Source organism: Hymenobacter radiodurans (assembly GCF_004355185.1).
Taxonomy (GTDB): domain Bacteria; phylum Bacteroidota; class Bacteroidia; order Cytophagales; family Hymenobacteraceae; genus Hymenobacter; species Hymenobacter radiodurans.
Genome location: NZ_CP037922.1, coordinates 2,391,171 through 2,406,714, shown reverse-complemented (window position 1 = coordinate 2,406,714; position 15,544 = coordinate 2,391,171). Strand labels below are relative to the sequence as shown.

Sequence of the window (15,544 nt, the reverse complement as noted above, 5' to 3'; positions counted from 1 at the left end):
TCCCCGCCATTAATCGTAAAGCATTTAAGGTCAATACATTGTAATAGACTGGTTCACAGCCGAACTGGGTAGATATCGAGATGCCCTTGACGGAGCCGAAAAGCATAGTAGCAAATAGCCCCGACGTTCACCGCGTAGGTGGTAAACAGGATGCTGAGTAAACTAACAGGTAACGTTGATTTAGCAGAAATGCCCCCACCAAGTGCACGGCCATTGCTAGAAGATAGAGGCAGACGCTGCCCACTTGCCAGAGAATCTGAAAGCCCACAACGCGGCGCCCGACCTCTCCGACGTCTTGCACGGTGCGTTTGCGGGCCCGCCACAGCACCACCGGGAATAGGATATTAAGGAGCGGAAACAGCAGAAAGCTTAAAGCGCTCAGGTTGAGTAGCTGCAAAAACTGAGGATCGGAGCGCAGCTCGGGCGGCGAGGAAACCGGCGCCTGCACCGACTTAGGGTCAGGTGCCGGTTGAAAATCCTCAATTGCTACTTCCAGGGCCGAGGCCAGGGCCAGCAGGGTATGACCGCGGGGAATAGTTTCGCCCCGCTCCACCCGTTGTATCGTACGTAGACTTATACCCGAACGCTCTGCTAACACCTCCTGGGAAAAGCCTTTCTCTTTGCGAATGGCTACAATATGACTAGAGGAAAACATGAAGCGTAGAGACGTGAAACCGAAGAGTGCGCAAGTATACACGATTCGGTTGAGTCAACTCTGAGAGCTAATGCGGCAGCGATTCTACGCGAAAGGTTGGTTGAAGCGGATTGCCCCAGTAGCTGAGTTCGCTCTACTTATTTTCTTTCTTATGCACATCCCGAAACCCGAGCATGGGCAGGAGTTGCTCTTCTTTCTCAGCGTCGAAGCCGCAGGTGGCGCGGAACTCGCGAGGGTTGCGGTAAGTACCGAAGAGCATGTCCCACCACACGATGTCGCCGTAATTGTGGGCGTGTTTTTGGTACTCATGGTGAATGCGGTGCATTTCGGGACGCTGAAAAATGTAGCCGATCCACTGCGGAGTGCGCACGTTGGTATGGTAGAAAAATTCGCCTAGCGCCGTGCACAGCGTATAAATGCCCCCGCCGCCGGCGATAAGCCCAGCAGGGTATAAATCAGGAGGCCGCCGAGCAGAGAGTTGGCCGTCATTTCCAGCGGGTGCTTATAAAAGGAGGTAATGACTTCTAGGCGCTGCGGACTGTGGTGAATCTGATGAAAATGCTGCCACAAGAAATCGACGGTGTGGCGCCAGCGGTGCCACCAATAAAAGATAAACGTGGCCACGAAGTAAGCCACCATTCCGCCCACCACGGGGCTCACGTGCTCCGACAAGTGAAAAACGGAATAAGCCGAAAACCATTTTTCCCAACTTACGCCCGCCAGCAACACCACCAGCAGCTGTAGAAAGTTCAGGGCCAACACCCGCCGCGTCCAGGTGGGAACGGAGGGTAATTTCCAGCCTGGCACTAGCCGCTCCAGCAAGAAGCAGCCAGCAAACACGAGCAGGATAATTATTAGGATCGGTGGGTTGCTCCAGCTGAAGCTGGGAAACGTGATGCCGCACAGGAAAAGGGGCAGTTGCATGATCTTTGGGGTTAAGTGAATAATTAACCCAAAGGTGGCCGCCTGGCACCACACTAAAATTGATATAGATCAAGTTCGGCACCTGGCTTTTTACACGGTGTAGAACTGAGACTAAGCGGCTCTACACCGTGTGGGGGGCAAATTTAGCGCCGGGCGCGCAGACGACTCAGGGTCTCGGGCGTCAGGCCGAGGTGGGAGGCAATATGCTTGAGCGGCACGCGCTGGAAAATAGCCGGAAAGTCAGTTAGTAGCTGCTCGTAGCGGGCCGGGGCCGATTGCAGGCGCAAGTTGAGGGTGCGTCGCTCGCTAAGCACGTAGTAACTCTCGGTGAGGCGGCGCCCAATAGCATTGAACTCCGGAAATCGCTGATACAAGTGTTGCAGCTGGGCATAGCTCAACGACCACAGCGTGGCATCTTCCAGCAATTCCACATATTCCAGCGAAGGCGTTTGGGTGAAGAAACTGACGATGGAGATAATAAAGTCGTTCTCTTTCATAAACCAAGACGATACATCGCGGCCATCTTTCAGATAGAACCCGCGCACTACGCCGCGCTCCACAAAGTACAGGCGATGTGCCACCTGTCCCGGTTGCAGCAGCTGCGTGCCACGCGCCAGGTGCTCTTGTCGCATCAGTTGCTCTAGTTCCTCCCGCAGCTCCGTCGATAGAGGCTGCATGATTTCAAGTAAAGCTAAAAGGGGCGAGGTCGGCAAATCGGGCATGGGAAGCTGAGGAGTGGCAACGTTAATAGAGTTGAAAAAGGGTTTAAGCCAAACAACTGGCTAGGTACGAAACGGGCGCTGGGGGGCAAAATCGCGCGATTTTGCCCCCCAGCGCCCGTTTGATCTGAGCTATTTAGTACGCTTTCGCCTGCCAATCGGTGAGGGCCACGCGCATACTGGGTAGCTGTGATTTGAATGTATCGTCGCTCTTGTCGCCGAGTTTGATGGCCTTACGGGCGTATACAATGGCTGTGGTGTAGTCTTGCTTGGAAGCCAGCAAACGGGCTTTTATCCAGTTATTGGTGTACACATCCTTGAGCCGGATCGACTCATTGATGTAGCGCAGGGCCAACTCCCCCTGCAGATTATTCTGCACCAAATAGTCGGCGGCTTGCGCCAAAAGTTGCCAGTTGCTGGGCGCGCTAGCCAGCGTTTGCTGTATGCCCTTGACAACCTGCTCGTGCACGTCCGTTTCGATAGTCATACTCACGGTGCGCTTTTCCCAAGATAAGTTGAGGCGGGCCGTGGTCGGCTTCACTTCCGAAAACCAGTACACCAGCGTCTCGTAGGCGGGGGAAGTTTCGGCGGAAGCCGGCACCCGCAGCAAATCGTCCTTGGCATCGTATTTTTCGCTGCCCCAGTGAGTGGTTACGCGGTTCAGAATCAATTGCCAGTCTTGGTTATCCTGGGTATTATATAGAAGGAGTACTTGCCAGCTGGCACGGGCTCACCATTTACCTTTACCGGCGCCGAGAACGTGATGATGGTGTTTTCATTGGCGCCCGCCCGCCACACCTGCCCCCACGGCACCAGTTGCCCCCAGATCTGCCGACCCCGAACGCCGGGCGCGTGGTAGTCAACCGATACGTCGGTCAGGCCAATGGTTTGCAATACGTATGCGTGCGGACTGGCCTGGGGCAAAGGCAGTTGCGGGGTGTCAGCTGCTGGCTGCTGTGCCATGGCTGGCACACTGGCTAGCCCCAGCAATAGGCAGCAGGCACCACTGGCCAGCAGCCGGGAGAACGAGCGAGGAAGCAAAGACAACATAACAAGCAAGGCAACAGGGTGGAAGAATAGGGCAGAAGCAGGAATCTATTGTTCTTTCCGTAACAATAGTGCCAAAGTACTCGCCACACCTACCATATACGCAATAGCAGCTCGACAGAAAGTTTTTAGGCTAAAAGTTTTCAAACCTCGTATCTGCGTGTACTTTTGCTCCGCAATCTGCCTTTATGCCCTTCGCCTCGCGCCAGTTTTCCTCCCTAAGCCCCACGGCAGCCCTGCAATCAGGGGCCGTTGCTGGCGTAGGCGCGCCGCACCATCTGCATCACGGGCATCATTCCTCTTTCTAGAGGAATTATACAAGCATATCGTCCCCGTGGGGTGTGCCGCAGTTGGCCACCCGGTCACCCATCCAAGGTGGCCCTGGTCGTTTTGGCCTTTTCTGCCCGATTTTCAACCACGTTGTAGCCATTTCCCGGCTTTCGTGGTTCTGTTCAGAGAAGTACGATTTCGGCCCCGCGTCTAGTCCGGCTTTCCCATTCTCCATTTTTATTTGACCCCATGATTCGTCTGGCCATCCAGAAGTCAGGCCGCCTCAGTGAAGATTCTCTCAATCTGATTCGTGAGTGCGGTATTTCCTTCGTCAGCAGCACCTATAAGCTCAAGACCGAAGCCACCAATTTCCCCCTCGAAATCCTGTTTTTGCGCGACGACGACATTCCCGGCTATGTCCAGGACGGCGTGGCTGATCTAGGCATCGTAGGCCAAAATGTGTTGGTGGAAGCTGGCCACCCCGAGCTGGAAGTAGAAGCTTTGGGCTTCAGCAAGTGCCGCCTGTCGTTGGCCATTCCTCGGGGGCAAATTACAAGTCGGTAGCCGACTTGCAGGGGCTGAACATTGCCACGTCGTATCCCGCGATTCTGGGCCGCTACCTGGCCGGCGAAGGCGTGCAGGCTCAATTGCACACCATAAGCGGTTCCGTAGAAATTGCTCCTAGCATTGGCCTGGCCGATGCCATCTGCGATATCGTCTCCTCGGGCTCCACGCTACTCGGTAATGGTTTGCGCGAGGTAGAAACGGTATTTCGCTCCGAAGCGGTTCTGATTGCTACCCAACATCTGTCGGCCGAAAAGCAGGAGATTTTGGACCAGCTGCGCTTTCGCATGCAGGCCGTGCGTCGGGCGCGCCGCAACAAGTACATTATCCTAAATGCCCCCAGAGTGCTCTAGAGTCTGTTTTTGCTCTGTTGCCGGGCATTAAGTCACCGACGGTCACGCCTTTAGCCGAGGAAGGGTGGGTTTCGGTGCAATCAGTGGTAAATGAGGATGACTTCTGGCACATCACCGGCCAGCTCAAGGCCGTTGGCGCCGAAGGCATTCTGGTACTGCCCATTGAAAAAATGATTAGTTAAATCAATGGGTGGAATGAGTGAATGGCTGAATGAGTGAATATTAAAACGACAAACATTCACCCATCCACTCATTCACCCATTCACCCATTCACCCATTCACCCATTGTAACATGCAACTCATCCGCTATCCTGACATGGCCGAGTGGCCGGCTTTGCAGCAGCGCGCCGCCGCTGGCGAGGCCCGCGAACTGGAAGAACGCGTGCGCCTTATTTTCGAAGATGTGCGCCAGCGCGGCGACGAAGCTCTACGCGAGTATGGCGCTCGATTCGATGGGGCCACGCTCACCGATTTGCGCGTCCGGCCCGAAGAATTGGCCGCGTCGACCGCACAGGTGCCGTTTGCGCTCCAATCCGCTATTCGGCAAGCGCATGCCAATCTGGTCACGTTTCACACCCTTCAGCGTCCGGTTGAAGAGCGCGTTGAAACCATGCCAGGCGTTGAATGCTGGCGTCGGGCAGTGCCCGTGCAGCGGGTGGGCTTATATATTCCCGGCGGTTCGGCGCCGCTGTTCAGCACCTTACTGATGCTGGGCGTGCCCGCCCGCTTGGCCGAATGCCCCGAGATTGTGCTGTGCACGCCGCCCGCGTCGGATGGCTCTGTGAACCCCATTATTCTGTTTACGGCCCAGCTGTTAGGAATCACAACAATCATTAAAGCGGGTGGCGCGCAAGCTATTGCCGCTTTATCCGGGGGACGGAAAGCGTGCCGGGCGTTGACAAAATCTTTGGTCCCGGCAACCGCTACGTCACGGCCGCCAAGCAATTGGCGACCCGCTACGGCGTCGCTATTGATATGCCCGCAGGCCCATCGGAAGTGCTGGTTATTGCCGATTCATCCGCCAACCCGGCCTTCGTCGCCGCCGATTTGCTCAGCCAGGCCGAGCACGGCCCCGATTCCCAAGTGTTGCTGCTCACCACTTCCGATACGGTATTGGCGGCCGTTACGGAGGAAGTGGAACGCCAGCTGGCTACGCTGCCGCGGCGCGAAGTGGCTGCTCTGGCCTTGCAGGAAAGTCGCGCCATTTTGCTGCGTACGCCCGAGGAAATGCTGTATTTCTCCAACCAATACGCGCCCGAGCACTTAATTCTGGCCGTGGAGGGCGCCGAGCAATATAGCGTGGGCGTCACCAGCGCCGGATCGGTTTTTCTGGGTCATCTCACGCCCGAAGCCGCCGGCGACTATGCCTCGGGTACCAATCATACGCTGCCCACCAACGGCTACGCCCGCAACTACAGCGGCGTTTCGCTCGATTCCTTCCTGAAAAAAATCACCTTTCAGCGCCTCACCACCGAAGGCCTGCGCAACGTGGGCCCCATAGTCGAGACAATGGCCGAGGCCGAAGGACTGCACGCCCACGCCCGTGCGGTTACGCTGCGGTTAGAAAGCTTGGGTCAATAAAAATCACCAAGTTATATGAAAGTCAACTTCATAGAACTTGTAATCAAAACAGGAACATGTTCGATTTAGAAAGCCTTGTTCGCCCCAATATTCGGGCAATGAAACCTTACTCTTCGGCGCGTGATGAGTTTCAGGGCGACGCACAGGTCATGCTCGACGCCAACGAAAACAGCCTCGGCAGCGCCGGCCCTGCCACCTTCAACCGCTACCCCGATCCGCAGCAGCGCGCCGTGAAAGCGGAGTTGGCAAAAATGAAACACGTATCCGGGGGCAAATTTTCCTCGGGAACGGCTCCGATGAAGCCATCGATCTGCTCGTGCGCCTCACCTGCGTTCCGGGTAAGGATAGCATCCTGATTTTGCCCCCCACTTACGGCATGTACGAGGTGGCCGCCAACCTGAATGATGTGGCCATTCAGCGTCTGCCGCTGACCGCCGACTTTCAGCTTTCCAATGAAATCGTGGCCGGCATCATTGCCTCCGACGCCAAACTAGTTTTTGTTTGTTCGCCCAATAACCCGACCGGTAATCTGCTGCACGCTGCTGCCATCGAGGAAATCTTACGCGGCTTTCGCGGCTTAGTCGTGGTGGATGAAGCCTACGCTGACTTCGCCTCCGCGCCCAGCTGGACCACGCGCCTGGCCGAGTTTCCGAATCTGGTAATTCTGCAGACCTTCTCCAAAGCCTGGGGCCTGGCCGGGCTGCGCCTGGGCATGGCCTTCGCCTCGCCGGAAATTATTGGTTACCTCAATAAAATCAAGCCTCCTTATAATGTGTCGGAAGCCACGCAGCAACATGCGCTGGCGGCGTTGGCGGCTGGGGGGCATTTTGACAATTTGCGCAACGACTTGCTGGTGGGCCGTCAGTGGCTGGCCGAGCGCCTGCCAGCGGTAGAAATTGTAGACGAGGTATTCCCTTCCGATGCTAATTTCCTGCTGGTTCGCTTCCGGCCCGATGCTACCGCCGTGTACGACTACTTATTGGCACGCGGTATTGTCGTGCGCAACCGTACCACGCAGCCCGGTTGCGCCGGCACGCTCCGCCTCACCGTCGGTACGCCCGCCGAAAACGAGCAGCTACTCGCGGCGCTGCGAGAGTTCACGTACTAAAGTAAAAATCCATTAGGGGGCTTTTTTACTCCCAGCAACGATGCATCAACTTGCGCGCGGCAGAAGCCGTCAACACTTGATGTTATTTCTCCTCTCATGAAAAAAGTACTCTTCATTGACCGCGACGGTACCATCCTTATCGAGCCGCCCACGGATTTTCAGATTGACTCCTTGGAGAAGTTTCAGTTTCTGCCCGGCTCTATCACCAATCTCGCTCGCATTGCCCGCGAACTGAACTACGAGCTGGTGCTGGTCAGCAACCAGGATGGCCTCGGCACCGCCAGTTTTCCCGAGGAGACATTTTGGCCCGCCCATAATCTCATGCTCGATATTTTGCGGGGAGAAGGAGTGGAGTTTGCCCGCGAACACATCGACCGCAGCTTTCCCCACGAAAAACTGCCCACCCGCAAACCTGGTATCGGTATGCTCGCTCAGTATCTAGGTGACAGCAGCGGTTACGACCTCCAAAATTCTTTTGTCATCGGCGACCGGCTCACGGATGTCGAACTGGCCCAAAATCTGGGGTGCCAATCAATCCTGCTTCGCGAGCAAGCCGACGAGCGCGCCGCTCTCACCACACTGAGCTGGGATGAAATCTATCGCTTCCTCCGACTGCCGGCTCGCACGGCCCTCGTGCAGCGCGACACGAACGAAACCAAAATTCGCGTTGAGCTAAACCTCGATGGGCAGGGGCGACCCAGTATGCACACCGGCCTCGGATTTTTTGACCACATGCTCGATCAGCTTAGCAAACACTCAGGTGTCGATATGAAAATCGAAGTACAAGGCGACTTGCACATCGACGAGCACCACACTATTGAAGACACGGCGTTGGCTCTCGGTGAAGCCTTTGCCCAAGCACTCGGCGACAAGCGCGGCCTCGCCCGTTACGGTTTTTTACTACCCATGGACGACTCGTTAGCACAAGCCGCTATAGACTTTTCGGGCCGTCCATGGCTAGTCTGGGATGCTGAGTTTAAACGTGAGAGGGTAGGGGATATGCCCACCGAAATGTTCTTTCACTTCTTCAAAAGCTTCTCCGATGGAGCCCGCTGCAACCTCAATATTCAGTGTGCCGGCGATAATGAACACCATAAAATCGAATCCATATTTAAGGCTGTTGCTAAAGCGATGAAGATGGCTCTGGTTCGTGATGCCTCCAAAATGGAAATCCCGAGTACTAAGGGGGTTCTGTAGGATTACCCATTTGTTAAAACAAATGGGTAAATGGTAGCTGGTTGGGTGATTAGCTCAGCGAAGGGCTCTGCCAATGAAAATAAGCGAGGAATTAAAGTCTGTGTCACAGCGCAATAGGCGATAAACCAAATGTGTAAACAAATGGGTATCGTTTGAAAATACTCAAATGGAAATAGCAGTCATTGATTATAAAGGTGGTAATGTGCAGTCGGTGTTGTTCGCGTTAGAGCGCTTAGGATGCCACCCAACCCTTACGGCTGACCCCGAAGTCATACAGCGGGCCGATAAGATTATTTTCCCAGGCGAGGGTGAAGCCGCCTCTGCCATGCGTGAGCTTCGGGTACAAGGACTGGATAAATTACTACCTAGTCTGACCCAACCATTTTTGGGGGTATGTCTGGGTATGCAACTGCTTGGTACACACAGTGAGGAGAACGACGCGACCTTACTTGGTATATTACCCTTCGAGGTCAAGCGCTTTCCCACGCTGCCCGAGTATAAAGTCCCGCACATGGGCTGGAACACGTTGCAGCGACTCCAGTCACCGCTCTTTGCCGGCCTGGGCGCGGAGGACTACGTATACTTCGTGCATAGCTACTACGCGCCAGTGGGTGACTATACCATAGCCGAGGCGGAGTATCCCACGCCTTTTAGTGCGGCCGTGCAGCACAAGAACTTTTACGCGGTCCAGTTTCACACCGAAAAAAGCGGTCCGGTTGGCACCCGTATTCTGGAAAACTTCCTGCAACTCTAACCTTCAAGTGAGTCTCCGTTCGATTTGCTGGCCCAGCAAGCCGCAGTTGTGCGACCACAACGACGCAGACACACGAACCCGACGCTTACTTATACCCCATCGCTTATGCATATTATCCCCGCCATCGACCTCATTAATGGGCAGTGCGTCCGCCTTACCGAAGGCGACTTCGCGCAGCAAACCACCTACGACGCCGATCCGCTGGCCGTGGCGCAGCGCTTCGAGCAACAGGGCGTGCGTCGGCTGCACCTGGTGGATCTGGATGGGGCGCGGGCGCGGCATCCGGTTAATCTGCCGGTGCTGGAGAAAATTGCGCGCCACACCCAGCTGCACATCGACTTCGGTGGTGGGCTGCAAAGCGAACAATCAGTCCGGCAGGCCTTCGATGCGGGCGCGGCGCAGATTACGGCCGGCAGCATTGCCGTCCGCGAGCCCGGCGTGGTGCAGCGCTGGCTGACCACGTTCGGAGCCGATAAAATTATTGTGGGGGCTGATTTTCGCCATAATCACATTGCCATCAACGCTTGGGCCGACCAGTCGGAGTGGACGCTAAGCGCGTTTATCGGGGAATACCTGGAGGCCGGCGCCACCACCTTTATCTGCACCGATGTGAGCAAGGATGGTAAGCTGCAAGGCCCCTCGCTGCCTATGTATCAGGAGCTACGTCAGCAATATCCGCAGGCCCAGCTCGTGGCCAGCGGCGGCGTAACCACCATGCAGGACGTAGAGGTACTGGCCAGTAGTGGGATGCACGGCGCCATAATCGGCAAAGCGTTGTACGAAGGCACCATCACGCTAGAGCAGCTACAGGCTTTGCTGTAATTATAATACAGGCTTTGCTGTAATTATAATACTGTATTGATGAAAAAGTAAAAAATACCGTTAGGAAGTGGATGACTTCAAATTTGAAATTAAAAGGCTCAGCTTAGATGATGGAGATGGGCTGTTACATTTTCAAATTTCTCTATCAAACGGAGAGGCTGCTGCAACCCTTGATTTCTATGGCTACGATAATGAGTTTATAGAATTTGGAGAGCAATTGAGGAGTTTTCCGCAGTTGATAGATAGTACCGTTACTTATCAGATGGGAGAGGATAGCAAGCAGTGGGCTTATTATTTATTGCTAGAGGCATTTTGTTACGAAGCAAATGGTTCATCAGCCCTCCGCGTGCGGGTGAAAAATACTTTCAAAGAGCCTTACAACTGTGATTGTAGCTTCTGCATTATAATGATGCCAGCTGAACTGAATCGGTTAGGAGGTGGACTCAGTAGTTGGAATCCGAGAGAAGATGTTGAGTTTGTGTGGCCACCTGTGAATTTCCAGTTAGAAAACAATTAGATCAAAAAAGCCCCCCGATGCTTACCAAACGAATTATTCCCTGCCTCGACGTGAAAGACGGCCGCACCGTGAAGGGCGTGCGCTTCGAGGGCCTGCGCGACGCCGGCGACCCGGTGGCCCTGGCTTCCCGCTACGCCCGCGAGGGCGCCGATGAACTGGTTTTCCTCGACATCACGGCCACCAACCAGAAGCGCGCCACGCTGGTAGCACTGGTGCGCGACGTGGCCCGCGAGCTGGATATTCCCTTTACCGTAGGCGGCGGTATCGGCACCGTGGCCGACGTAGAAGCTTTACTCATGAACGGGGCCGATAAAGTCAGCATCAACTCCGCCGCCTTGCACCGCCCTGAATTGATCGACGAGCTAGCCCGCCGCTTTGGTTCCCAGTGCATTGTGGTAGCCGCCGACGCCCGCTTTCACGAGCCCGAAGGCTGGCAGATCTACACCCGCGCCGGCACCCACAACACTGGCCGCGACGCCGTGCAGTGGTGCCGGGAAGCCGCTGAGCGAGGCGCGGGCGAAATTCTGCTCACCAGCATGAGTAACGACGGCACCAAGGATGGCTTCGCGCTGGACATTACTGGCGCCGTGAGCCGGGCCGTATCCGTGCCGGTGGTGGCTTCGGGCGGCGCGGGCAGCAAGCAGCACTTCACGGAAGTATTTCAAACTGCCCATGCCGACGCGGGCCTGGCGGCCAGCATTTTTCACTTCGGCGAAATCGGCATTCGCGAATTGAAAGAACACTTGCGCCAGGATGGGATTCCGGTGCGACTATAAATCAGATATGACATTCGATTTCGCTAAAATGCCCGATGGGTTAATTCCCGCCGTGGTGCAGGACGACCAGACGGGCCAGGTGCTGATGCTGGGCTACGTGAACCAGGAGGCGCTAGCCAAAACCCAACAGGAGGGCCGCGTGACCTTTTTCTCGCGCTCCAAAAACCGCCTCTGGACCAAGGGCGAAACCTCCGGCAACTTCCTCACCGTAGTAAGTCTGCACCCCGACTGCGACGGCGACGCGGTCCTCATCCGCGCCCGCCCCGACGGGCCCACTTGCCACCGCGGCACCACCAGCTGCTTCGAGCAACCCGACCAAACGGCCCTTCCCGCCGCCCCGGTCGGGTTCCTGGCCGAGCTGGAGCGCCTGGTGCAGCGCCGCCGCGACTTCCCGAGGAAGACCCTAAGTCGTACACAGCCTCGCTGTTTCGCAAAGGCATGCCCAAAATCGCCCAGAAAGTAGGCGAGGAAGCCGTAGAAACGGTAATTGACGCCGTGGGGGGCAATTTTGAAGGCTTGAAAGGCGAAGCCGCCGACTTGCTCTACCATCTGCTGGTGCTGCTGGCCGCTTCGGGCCTCACGCTGGACGATGTAGTAGCTGTACTACGCGAGCGGCACAGCACGATCTCGGCGGGAGTACGGCGGGAGTAAGGCTTTACATTTAATGATAAGTCCGTCTCCATTATAAGGCGGTCATGCGGAGCGCAGCGAAGCATCTCGCGTGTTGAACGTTGAGTTACTACTGCAACGACCCCGAGCGAGATGCTTCGCTCCGCTCGGCATGACGGTCTCTATTAAAAAGCACTCTGGGGGCTTTTTCACGCTCCTTATCCTTACTGACAAGCCGCTGGCGCTAAATCCTTTTTACCTTGCGCCCCGCTTATCTGCCTTTCTATGTCTGCTGCCCCCTCCGCTTACCTCGCCACCCAGTCGCTTACGGTGCTTGTTCCCGTGTATAACGAGGAAGAAAGCCTGCCGCAATTTGTGGTGGAGATGGATAAATTTCTGGCCCAAACGCCTGTCGCGACCACCGTCTTATTTGTCAACGACGGCTCCACGGATGGTTCCCTGGCCCTGCTGCGCAACATCTGCCGCGCGGGCACTCCGTACGAATTCATTAGTCTGGCCCAAAATCGCGGGCTGAGCACGGCCATCAAAGCCGGCATCGACCACTGCCGCACGACGCTCATCGGCTACATCGACAGCGACATCCAAACCACGCCGCTCGACTTTCTGACGTTCTTCGAGTTCCTGCCCGAGTACGACATGGTAAATGGCATCCGGGCCAAGCGCCAGGACACGTTGGTCAAAAAACTGTCCTCTAAGGTAGCCAATACCGTGCGGCGCACCCTCATCAACGACGGCATTCAGGATACGGGCTGCCCACTCAAAATCATCAAAATCGAGTACGCCCGCCGCGTGCCGCTCTTCCACGGTATGCACCGCTTTCTGGGGGCGCTGGTGCAATTGCAGGGTGGCAAAGTAAAGCAGCTGCCCGTGCGCCACTTCCCGCGCTTCGCCGGCACGGCCAAATACAACCTCTGGAACCGCGCCTGGAAGCCCCTAGTCGATACCTTCGGCTTCCGCTGGATCAGGAGCCGCTGGCTGAACTACGCCATTGGGGAGGAGCAGCGCCAGCAGCAGGCCCCAGCCGGGCGCACCCTCGAAGGCTAGCCCCAAGGCATGAAGACCGAAATCGTCGCGTACGGGGTGGGGCTAATTGCCCAACTGCTGTTTTCGAGCCGTATTATTCTGCAATGGATTCAGAGCGAGCGGGCCAAACGCGTGCTGGTGCCGGTGCTATTCTGGCAAATCAGCCTGGTGTCGTCGTTTCTGATGATTCTCTACGGCATGCTCCGCCACGACCCGATTATTCTGGCAGCCCAGCTTATCAGCTACGCCATCTATATCCGCAACTTGCAGCTGCTGGGCGAGTGGGGTAAGCTCCACGGCGCGTTTCGGGTGGGGGCATATGCGTTTCCCTTAGCAGCTATTGCCTGGTTTGTGTCCGGCACTGCTTATTTTAGCCTGCAAACCATGCTCGCTAACCGCATTCCGGGTGGCGTGTTGGCGCTGGGCGCGGTGGGACAAACCATTTTTCTGCTGCGCTTCGTGTATCAGTGGCTGTATTCCGAACGCAAGGGTGAATCGGTGCTGCCGCTGGGTTTCTGGCTCGTCAGCCTCATTGGCTCGGCGCTTATTCTGGCTTACGCCGTGCTGCGCCGCCCCATTGATTACGTCCTGATTCTGGGCAACGTGCCAGGCATTATCGTGTACGCCCGCAACGTGGTGCTGCTGCGCCGGGAAATCAAGGGGCTGCGGGTAGAGGAAATTGAGAAGTGAGCCCGAGCGCCCCAGGTCACGTTTATACAGCAAAAAAAAGCCCCCAGAAATACCTGGGGGGCTTTTTTGTCAGCCATAATCAGAATTACTAGACATTTTTCTTTCCGAATAGTTAATTACCAGCTAGCCAAACGAAGTAAATGTGCAGCTTCGTGGTTGTTGCTAAGGGCTGCGCTATTCTCAGTATAATCACACAGTATCTTAAGCTGATCATCTGTGCCTGAATCAACGCTACCAACCAAAGGCAGCACGCTCGGCCGATTGGCGTCCGTGCTGCTGGTCTGCGTATTTAGCTTTTTTGTTCACGTAGGCGCCCCGGAGGTTAGTCTGATGGAAGCCCGCAATTTTGTGGCTGCCCGCGAAATGGTGGCCGGCGGCTCCTGGCTGATTCCTACCCTGAACCATGAGTTGCGGTTGGCCAAGCCCCCACTGCCTACCTGGGCCGTTGCGGCCACGCAGCAACTCGTAGCCCCCACCAACAATTTGGCTTTGCTCCGACTTCCGGCCGCTGTGATGGCTACGCTACTGGTCCTGATGTTCTGGGGCCTGGCCCGCGAGCTAACGCGCGATGCGCCTTTTGAAAGCGATAACCCCGGCCGCACGGCCTGGTTGAGTGCGCTGGTATTAGCCAGTAGCCTGCTGGTAATTGTGAGTGGCCGGGAAGGGCAGTGGGATATTTTTGCGTACGGGTTCGTCGTGGGGGCGCTGTGGCTGCTGGTGCGGGGCTGGCGGAGCGCCGGCCAAGGCTATGGTACCTTCAGTGGAGCCGGACTGCTGCTGGGTTTTTCAATGCTGAGCAAAGGTCCCGTGGCCTTGTATGGAGCACTCTTGCCATTTGTGGCGTGCTATCTATCTCGGCTAAATCCGGAAATGCGCGGGGGAGTGCGCGGGCATTGGCGCGGCACCTTGCTGGCCGGGATGGTGGCGCTCGTGGTGGGCGGCAGCTGGCCACTGTATATTCTCTATCATGTGCGCCCGGCAGCCTTGGCGGTAGCTCAAACAGAGGTGACGGCCTGGGGTGAGCGACATGTCCAGCCGCTGTGGTATTACTCGCCTTTCTTTGTATATACCGGCGTGTGGGTGGTGGCAACAGTAGCTGCCCTGGTGGTACCCTACGCGAAGCGGCGTCTGGGGGCTTTTTGCCCTATGTATTGGTCCTGGGCTGGCTGCTAGCCGCTCTGGTGCTACTGAGTCTGGTGCCCGAAAAAAAAGTGAGGTATATGCTGCCCTTGCTGCCCCCGTTGGCGTTGCTGACTGCCGGAGCCCTGCGCTACTGGGAAACGATTTTCCGCCATCAGCAGGCCACCCGCTCCGACCATCTGCTGCTGCGCTTTTGGGCGGGCCTGCTGGCCGTGGTTTGTCTGGCCGTGCCGGGAGCAATGCTGGTTATCAATCTGCCGGGCTTTGGGCCGAATACGCTGCGGTTTGACGCGGTTGTGCTGGTCCTGGGCAGCGTAGGCATTGTAGCTGTGCGCGCGGCCTGGCACACTCGGCCGGAGTTACTCATGGCCGCATCGCTGACGCTCATGGCCGCCATCCTGAGTATTCTGCAGCCAGCGTATCCTGTTTGGGAGGAAAGGCACGGGGAGCGTGGCCTGCGCCAATTGAGCATGGCCCGGCGGCAGCCCGCTATCCAGCAGGTGCCCTGGTATAGCCTTGATACAATGCAGGTAAAGCAGGTATGGGCCGCTGGCCAAGCCGTACCTACCTGGAACCCCGCCACCGATTCGCTGCCGCTGCAAAAGCTGCCTATTGCCGTCTTTTCCAACTCGCTGCCCTACACCAAAATTCCGGCCCGCTGGCGCCGCCACTTGCAAATTAAAGTAGTAGACGGGTACTACCTGGGGCGCGAGCGAAAGAAAGGACACTGGTTTATTTCCATTCTACGTCCCCTGTAGCTGTGCCATTCTGAGG

General features: G+C 56.5%; 15 protein-coding genes and 4 pseudogenes. 14 read left to right on the top strand and 5 right to left on the bottom strand.

Annotated elements, in window-relative coordinates; all coding sequences use genetic code 11:
- Window positions 1–127: 127 nt before the first annotated feature.
- From EPD59_RS11305 to EPD59_RS23235, 5 genes and pseudogenes are all read right to left on the bottom strand, one after another.
- The gene (locus EPD59_RS11305; protein WP_133272876.1) at window positions 128–655 is read right to left on the bottom strand and encodes a helix-turn-helix domain-containing protein; all 528 of its coding nucleotides are present in this window, start codon (window positions 653–655) and stop codon (window positions 128–130) included.
- A 133-nt stretch (window positions 656–788) separates the two neighbouring features.
- Window positions 789–1,294, bottom strand: a pseudogene (locus EPD59_RS24135) (sterol desaturase family protein).
- 428 nt (window positions 1,295–1,722) lie between these two features.
- Entirely contained in the window at window positions 1,723–2,256 is a 534-nt protein-coding gene (locus EPD59_RS11295; protein WP_240731361.1) for a Crp/Fnr family transcriptional regulator, read from the bottom strand.
- A gap of 178 nt (window positions 2,257–2,434) precedes the next feature.
- Window positions 2,435–2,968: a DUF2911 domain-containing protein gene (locus EPD59_RS23240; RefSeq protein ID WP_133272874.1), complete on the bottom strand. Its 534-nt coding sequence runs from the start codon at window positions 2,966–2,968 to the stop codon at window positions 2,435–2,437.
- Complete coding sequence (locus EPD59_RS23235; protein ID WP_133272873.1) at window positions 2,965–3,348, bottom strand: DUF2911 domain-containing protein; 384 nt, start codon at window positions 3,346–3,348, stop codon at window positions 2,965–2,967. Before EPD59_RS23235 ends, EPD59_RS23240 begins: the two co-directional genes overlap by 4 nt.
- A gap of 516 nt (window positions 3,349–3,864) precedes the next feature.
- Here EPD59_RS23235 and hisG point away from each other — a divergent pair.
- From hisG to EPD59_RS11220, 14 genes and pseudogenes are all read left to right on the top strand, one after another.
- Window positions 3,865–4,714, top strand: a pseudogene (hisG, locus tag EPD59_RS11280) (ATP phosphoribosyltransferase).
- A 200-nt stretch (window positions 4,715–4,914) separates the two neighbouring features.
- Window positions 4,915–6,113, top strand: a pseudogene (gene hisD / locus EPD59_RS11275) (histidinol dehydrogenase).
- 98 nt (window positions 6,114–6,211) lie between these two features.
- Window positions 6,212–6,469, top strand: a complete 258-nt coding sequence (locus EPD59_RS23705) for a hypothetical protein (RefSeq protein WP_317128357.1) — start codon at window positions 6,212–6,214, stop codon at window positions 6,467–6,469.
- On the top strand, window positions 6,430–7,221 hold the full coding sequence (hisC, locus tag EPD59_RS11270) for a histidinol-phosphate transaminase (protein WP_317128356.1): 792 nt from the start codon (window positions 6,430–6,432) through the stop codon (window positions 7,219–7,221). Before EPD59_RS23705 ends, hisC begins: the two co-directional genes overlap by 40 nt.
- Before the next feature lie 96 nt (window positions 7,222–7,317).
- Window positions 7,318–8,418: a bifunctional histidinol-phosphatase/imidazoleglycerol-phosphate dehydratase HisB gene (gene hisB, locus EPD59_RS11265; protein WP_133272872.1), complete on the top strand. Its 1,101-nt coding sequence runs from the start codon at window positions 7,318–7,320 to the stop codon at window positions 8,416–8,418.
- Window positions 8,419–8,584: 166 nt separating this feature from the next.
- Window positions 8,585–9,172: an imidazole glycerol phosphate synthase subunit HisH gene (hisH, locus tag EPD59_RS11260; protein WP_133272871.1), complete on the top strand. Its 588-nt coding sequence runs from the start codon at window positions 8,585–8,587 to the stop codon at window positions 9,170–9,172.
- 105 nt (window positions 9,173–9,277) lie between these two features.
- A complete protein-coding gene (hisA, locus tag EPD59_RS11255) occupies window positions 9,278–9,994 on the top strand; it encodes a 1-(5-phosphoribosyl)-5-[(5-phosphoribosylamino)methylideneamino]imidazole-4-carboxamide isomerase (RefSeq protein ID WP_133272870.1) in 717 nt (238 codons plus the stop codon).
- A 67-nt stretch (window positions 9,995–10,061) separates the two neighbouring features.
- Window positions 10,062–10,511 (top strand): hypothetical protein, encoded by a 450-nt coding sequence (locus EPD59_RS11250; RefSeq protein WP_133272869.1) that lies wholly within the window; start codon window positions 10,062–10,064, stop codon window positions 10,509–10,511.
- Window positions 10,512–10,528: 17 nt separating this feature from the next.
- Window positions 10,529–11,287: an imidazole glycerol phosphate synthase subunit HisF gene (hisF, locus tag EPD59_RS11245; RefSeq protein WP_133272868.1), complete on the top strand. Its 759-nt coding sequence runs from the start codon at window positions 10,529–10,531 to the stop codon at window positions 11,285–11,287.
- Window positions 11,288–11,294: 7 nt separating this feature from the next.
- Window positions 11,295–11,938 (top strand): annotated as a pseudogene (gene hisIE / locus EPD59_RS11240) (bifunctional phosphoribosyl-AMP cyclohydrolase/phosphoribosyl-ATP diphosphatase HisIE).
- 243 nt (window positions 11,939–12,181) lie between these two features.
- Window positions 12,182–12,961 (top strand): glycosyltransferase, encoded by a 780-nt coding sequence (locus EPD59_RS11235; RefSeq protein WP_133272867.1) that lies wholly within the window; start codon window positions 12,182–12,184, stop codon window positions 12,959–12,961.
- A 9-nt stretch (window positions 12,962–12,970) separates the two neighbouring features.
- Window positions 12,971–13,630: a lipid-A-disaccharide synthase N-terminal domain-containing protein gene (locus EPD59_RS11230; protein WP_133272866.1), complete on the top strand. Its 660-nt coding sequence runs from the start codon at window positions 12,971–12,973 to the stop codon at window positions 13,628–13,630.
- A 216-nt stretch (window positions 13,631–13,846) separates the two neighbouring features.
- Window positions 13,847–14,803, top strand: coding sequence for an ArnT family glycosyltransferase (locus EPD59_RS11225; RefSeq protein WP_133272865.1), 957 nt, complete (start codon window positions 13,847–13,849; stop codon window positions 14,801–14,803).
- Window positions 14,782–15,528 (top strand): hypothetical protein, encoded by a 747-nt coding sequence (locus EPD59_RS11220; protein WP_165963561.1) that lies wholly within the window; start codon window positions 14,782–14,784, stop codon window positions 15,526–15,528. Before EPD59_RS11225 ends, EPD59_RS11220 begins: the two co-directional genes overlap by 22 nt.
- Window positions 15,529–15,544 lie beyond the last annotated feature (16 nt).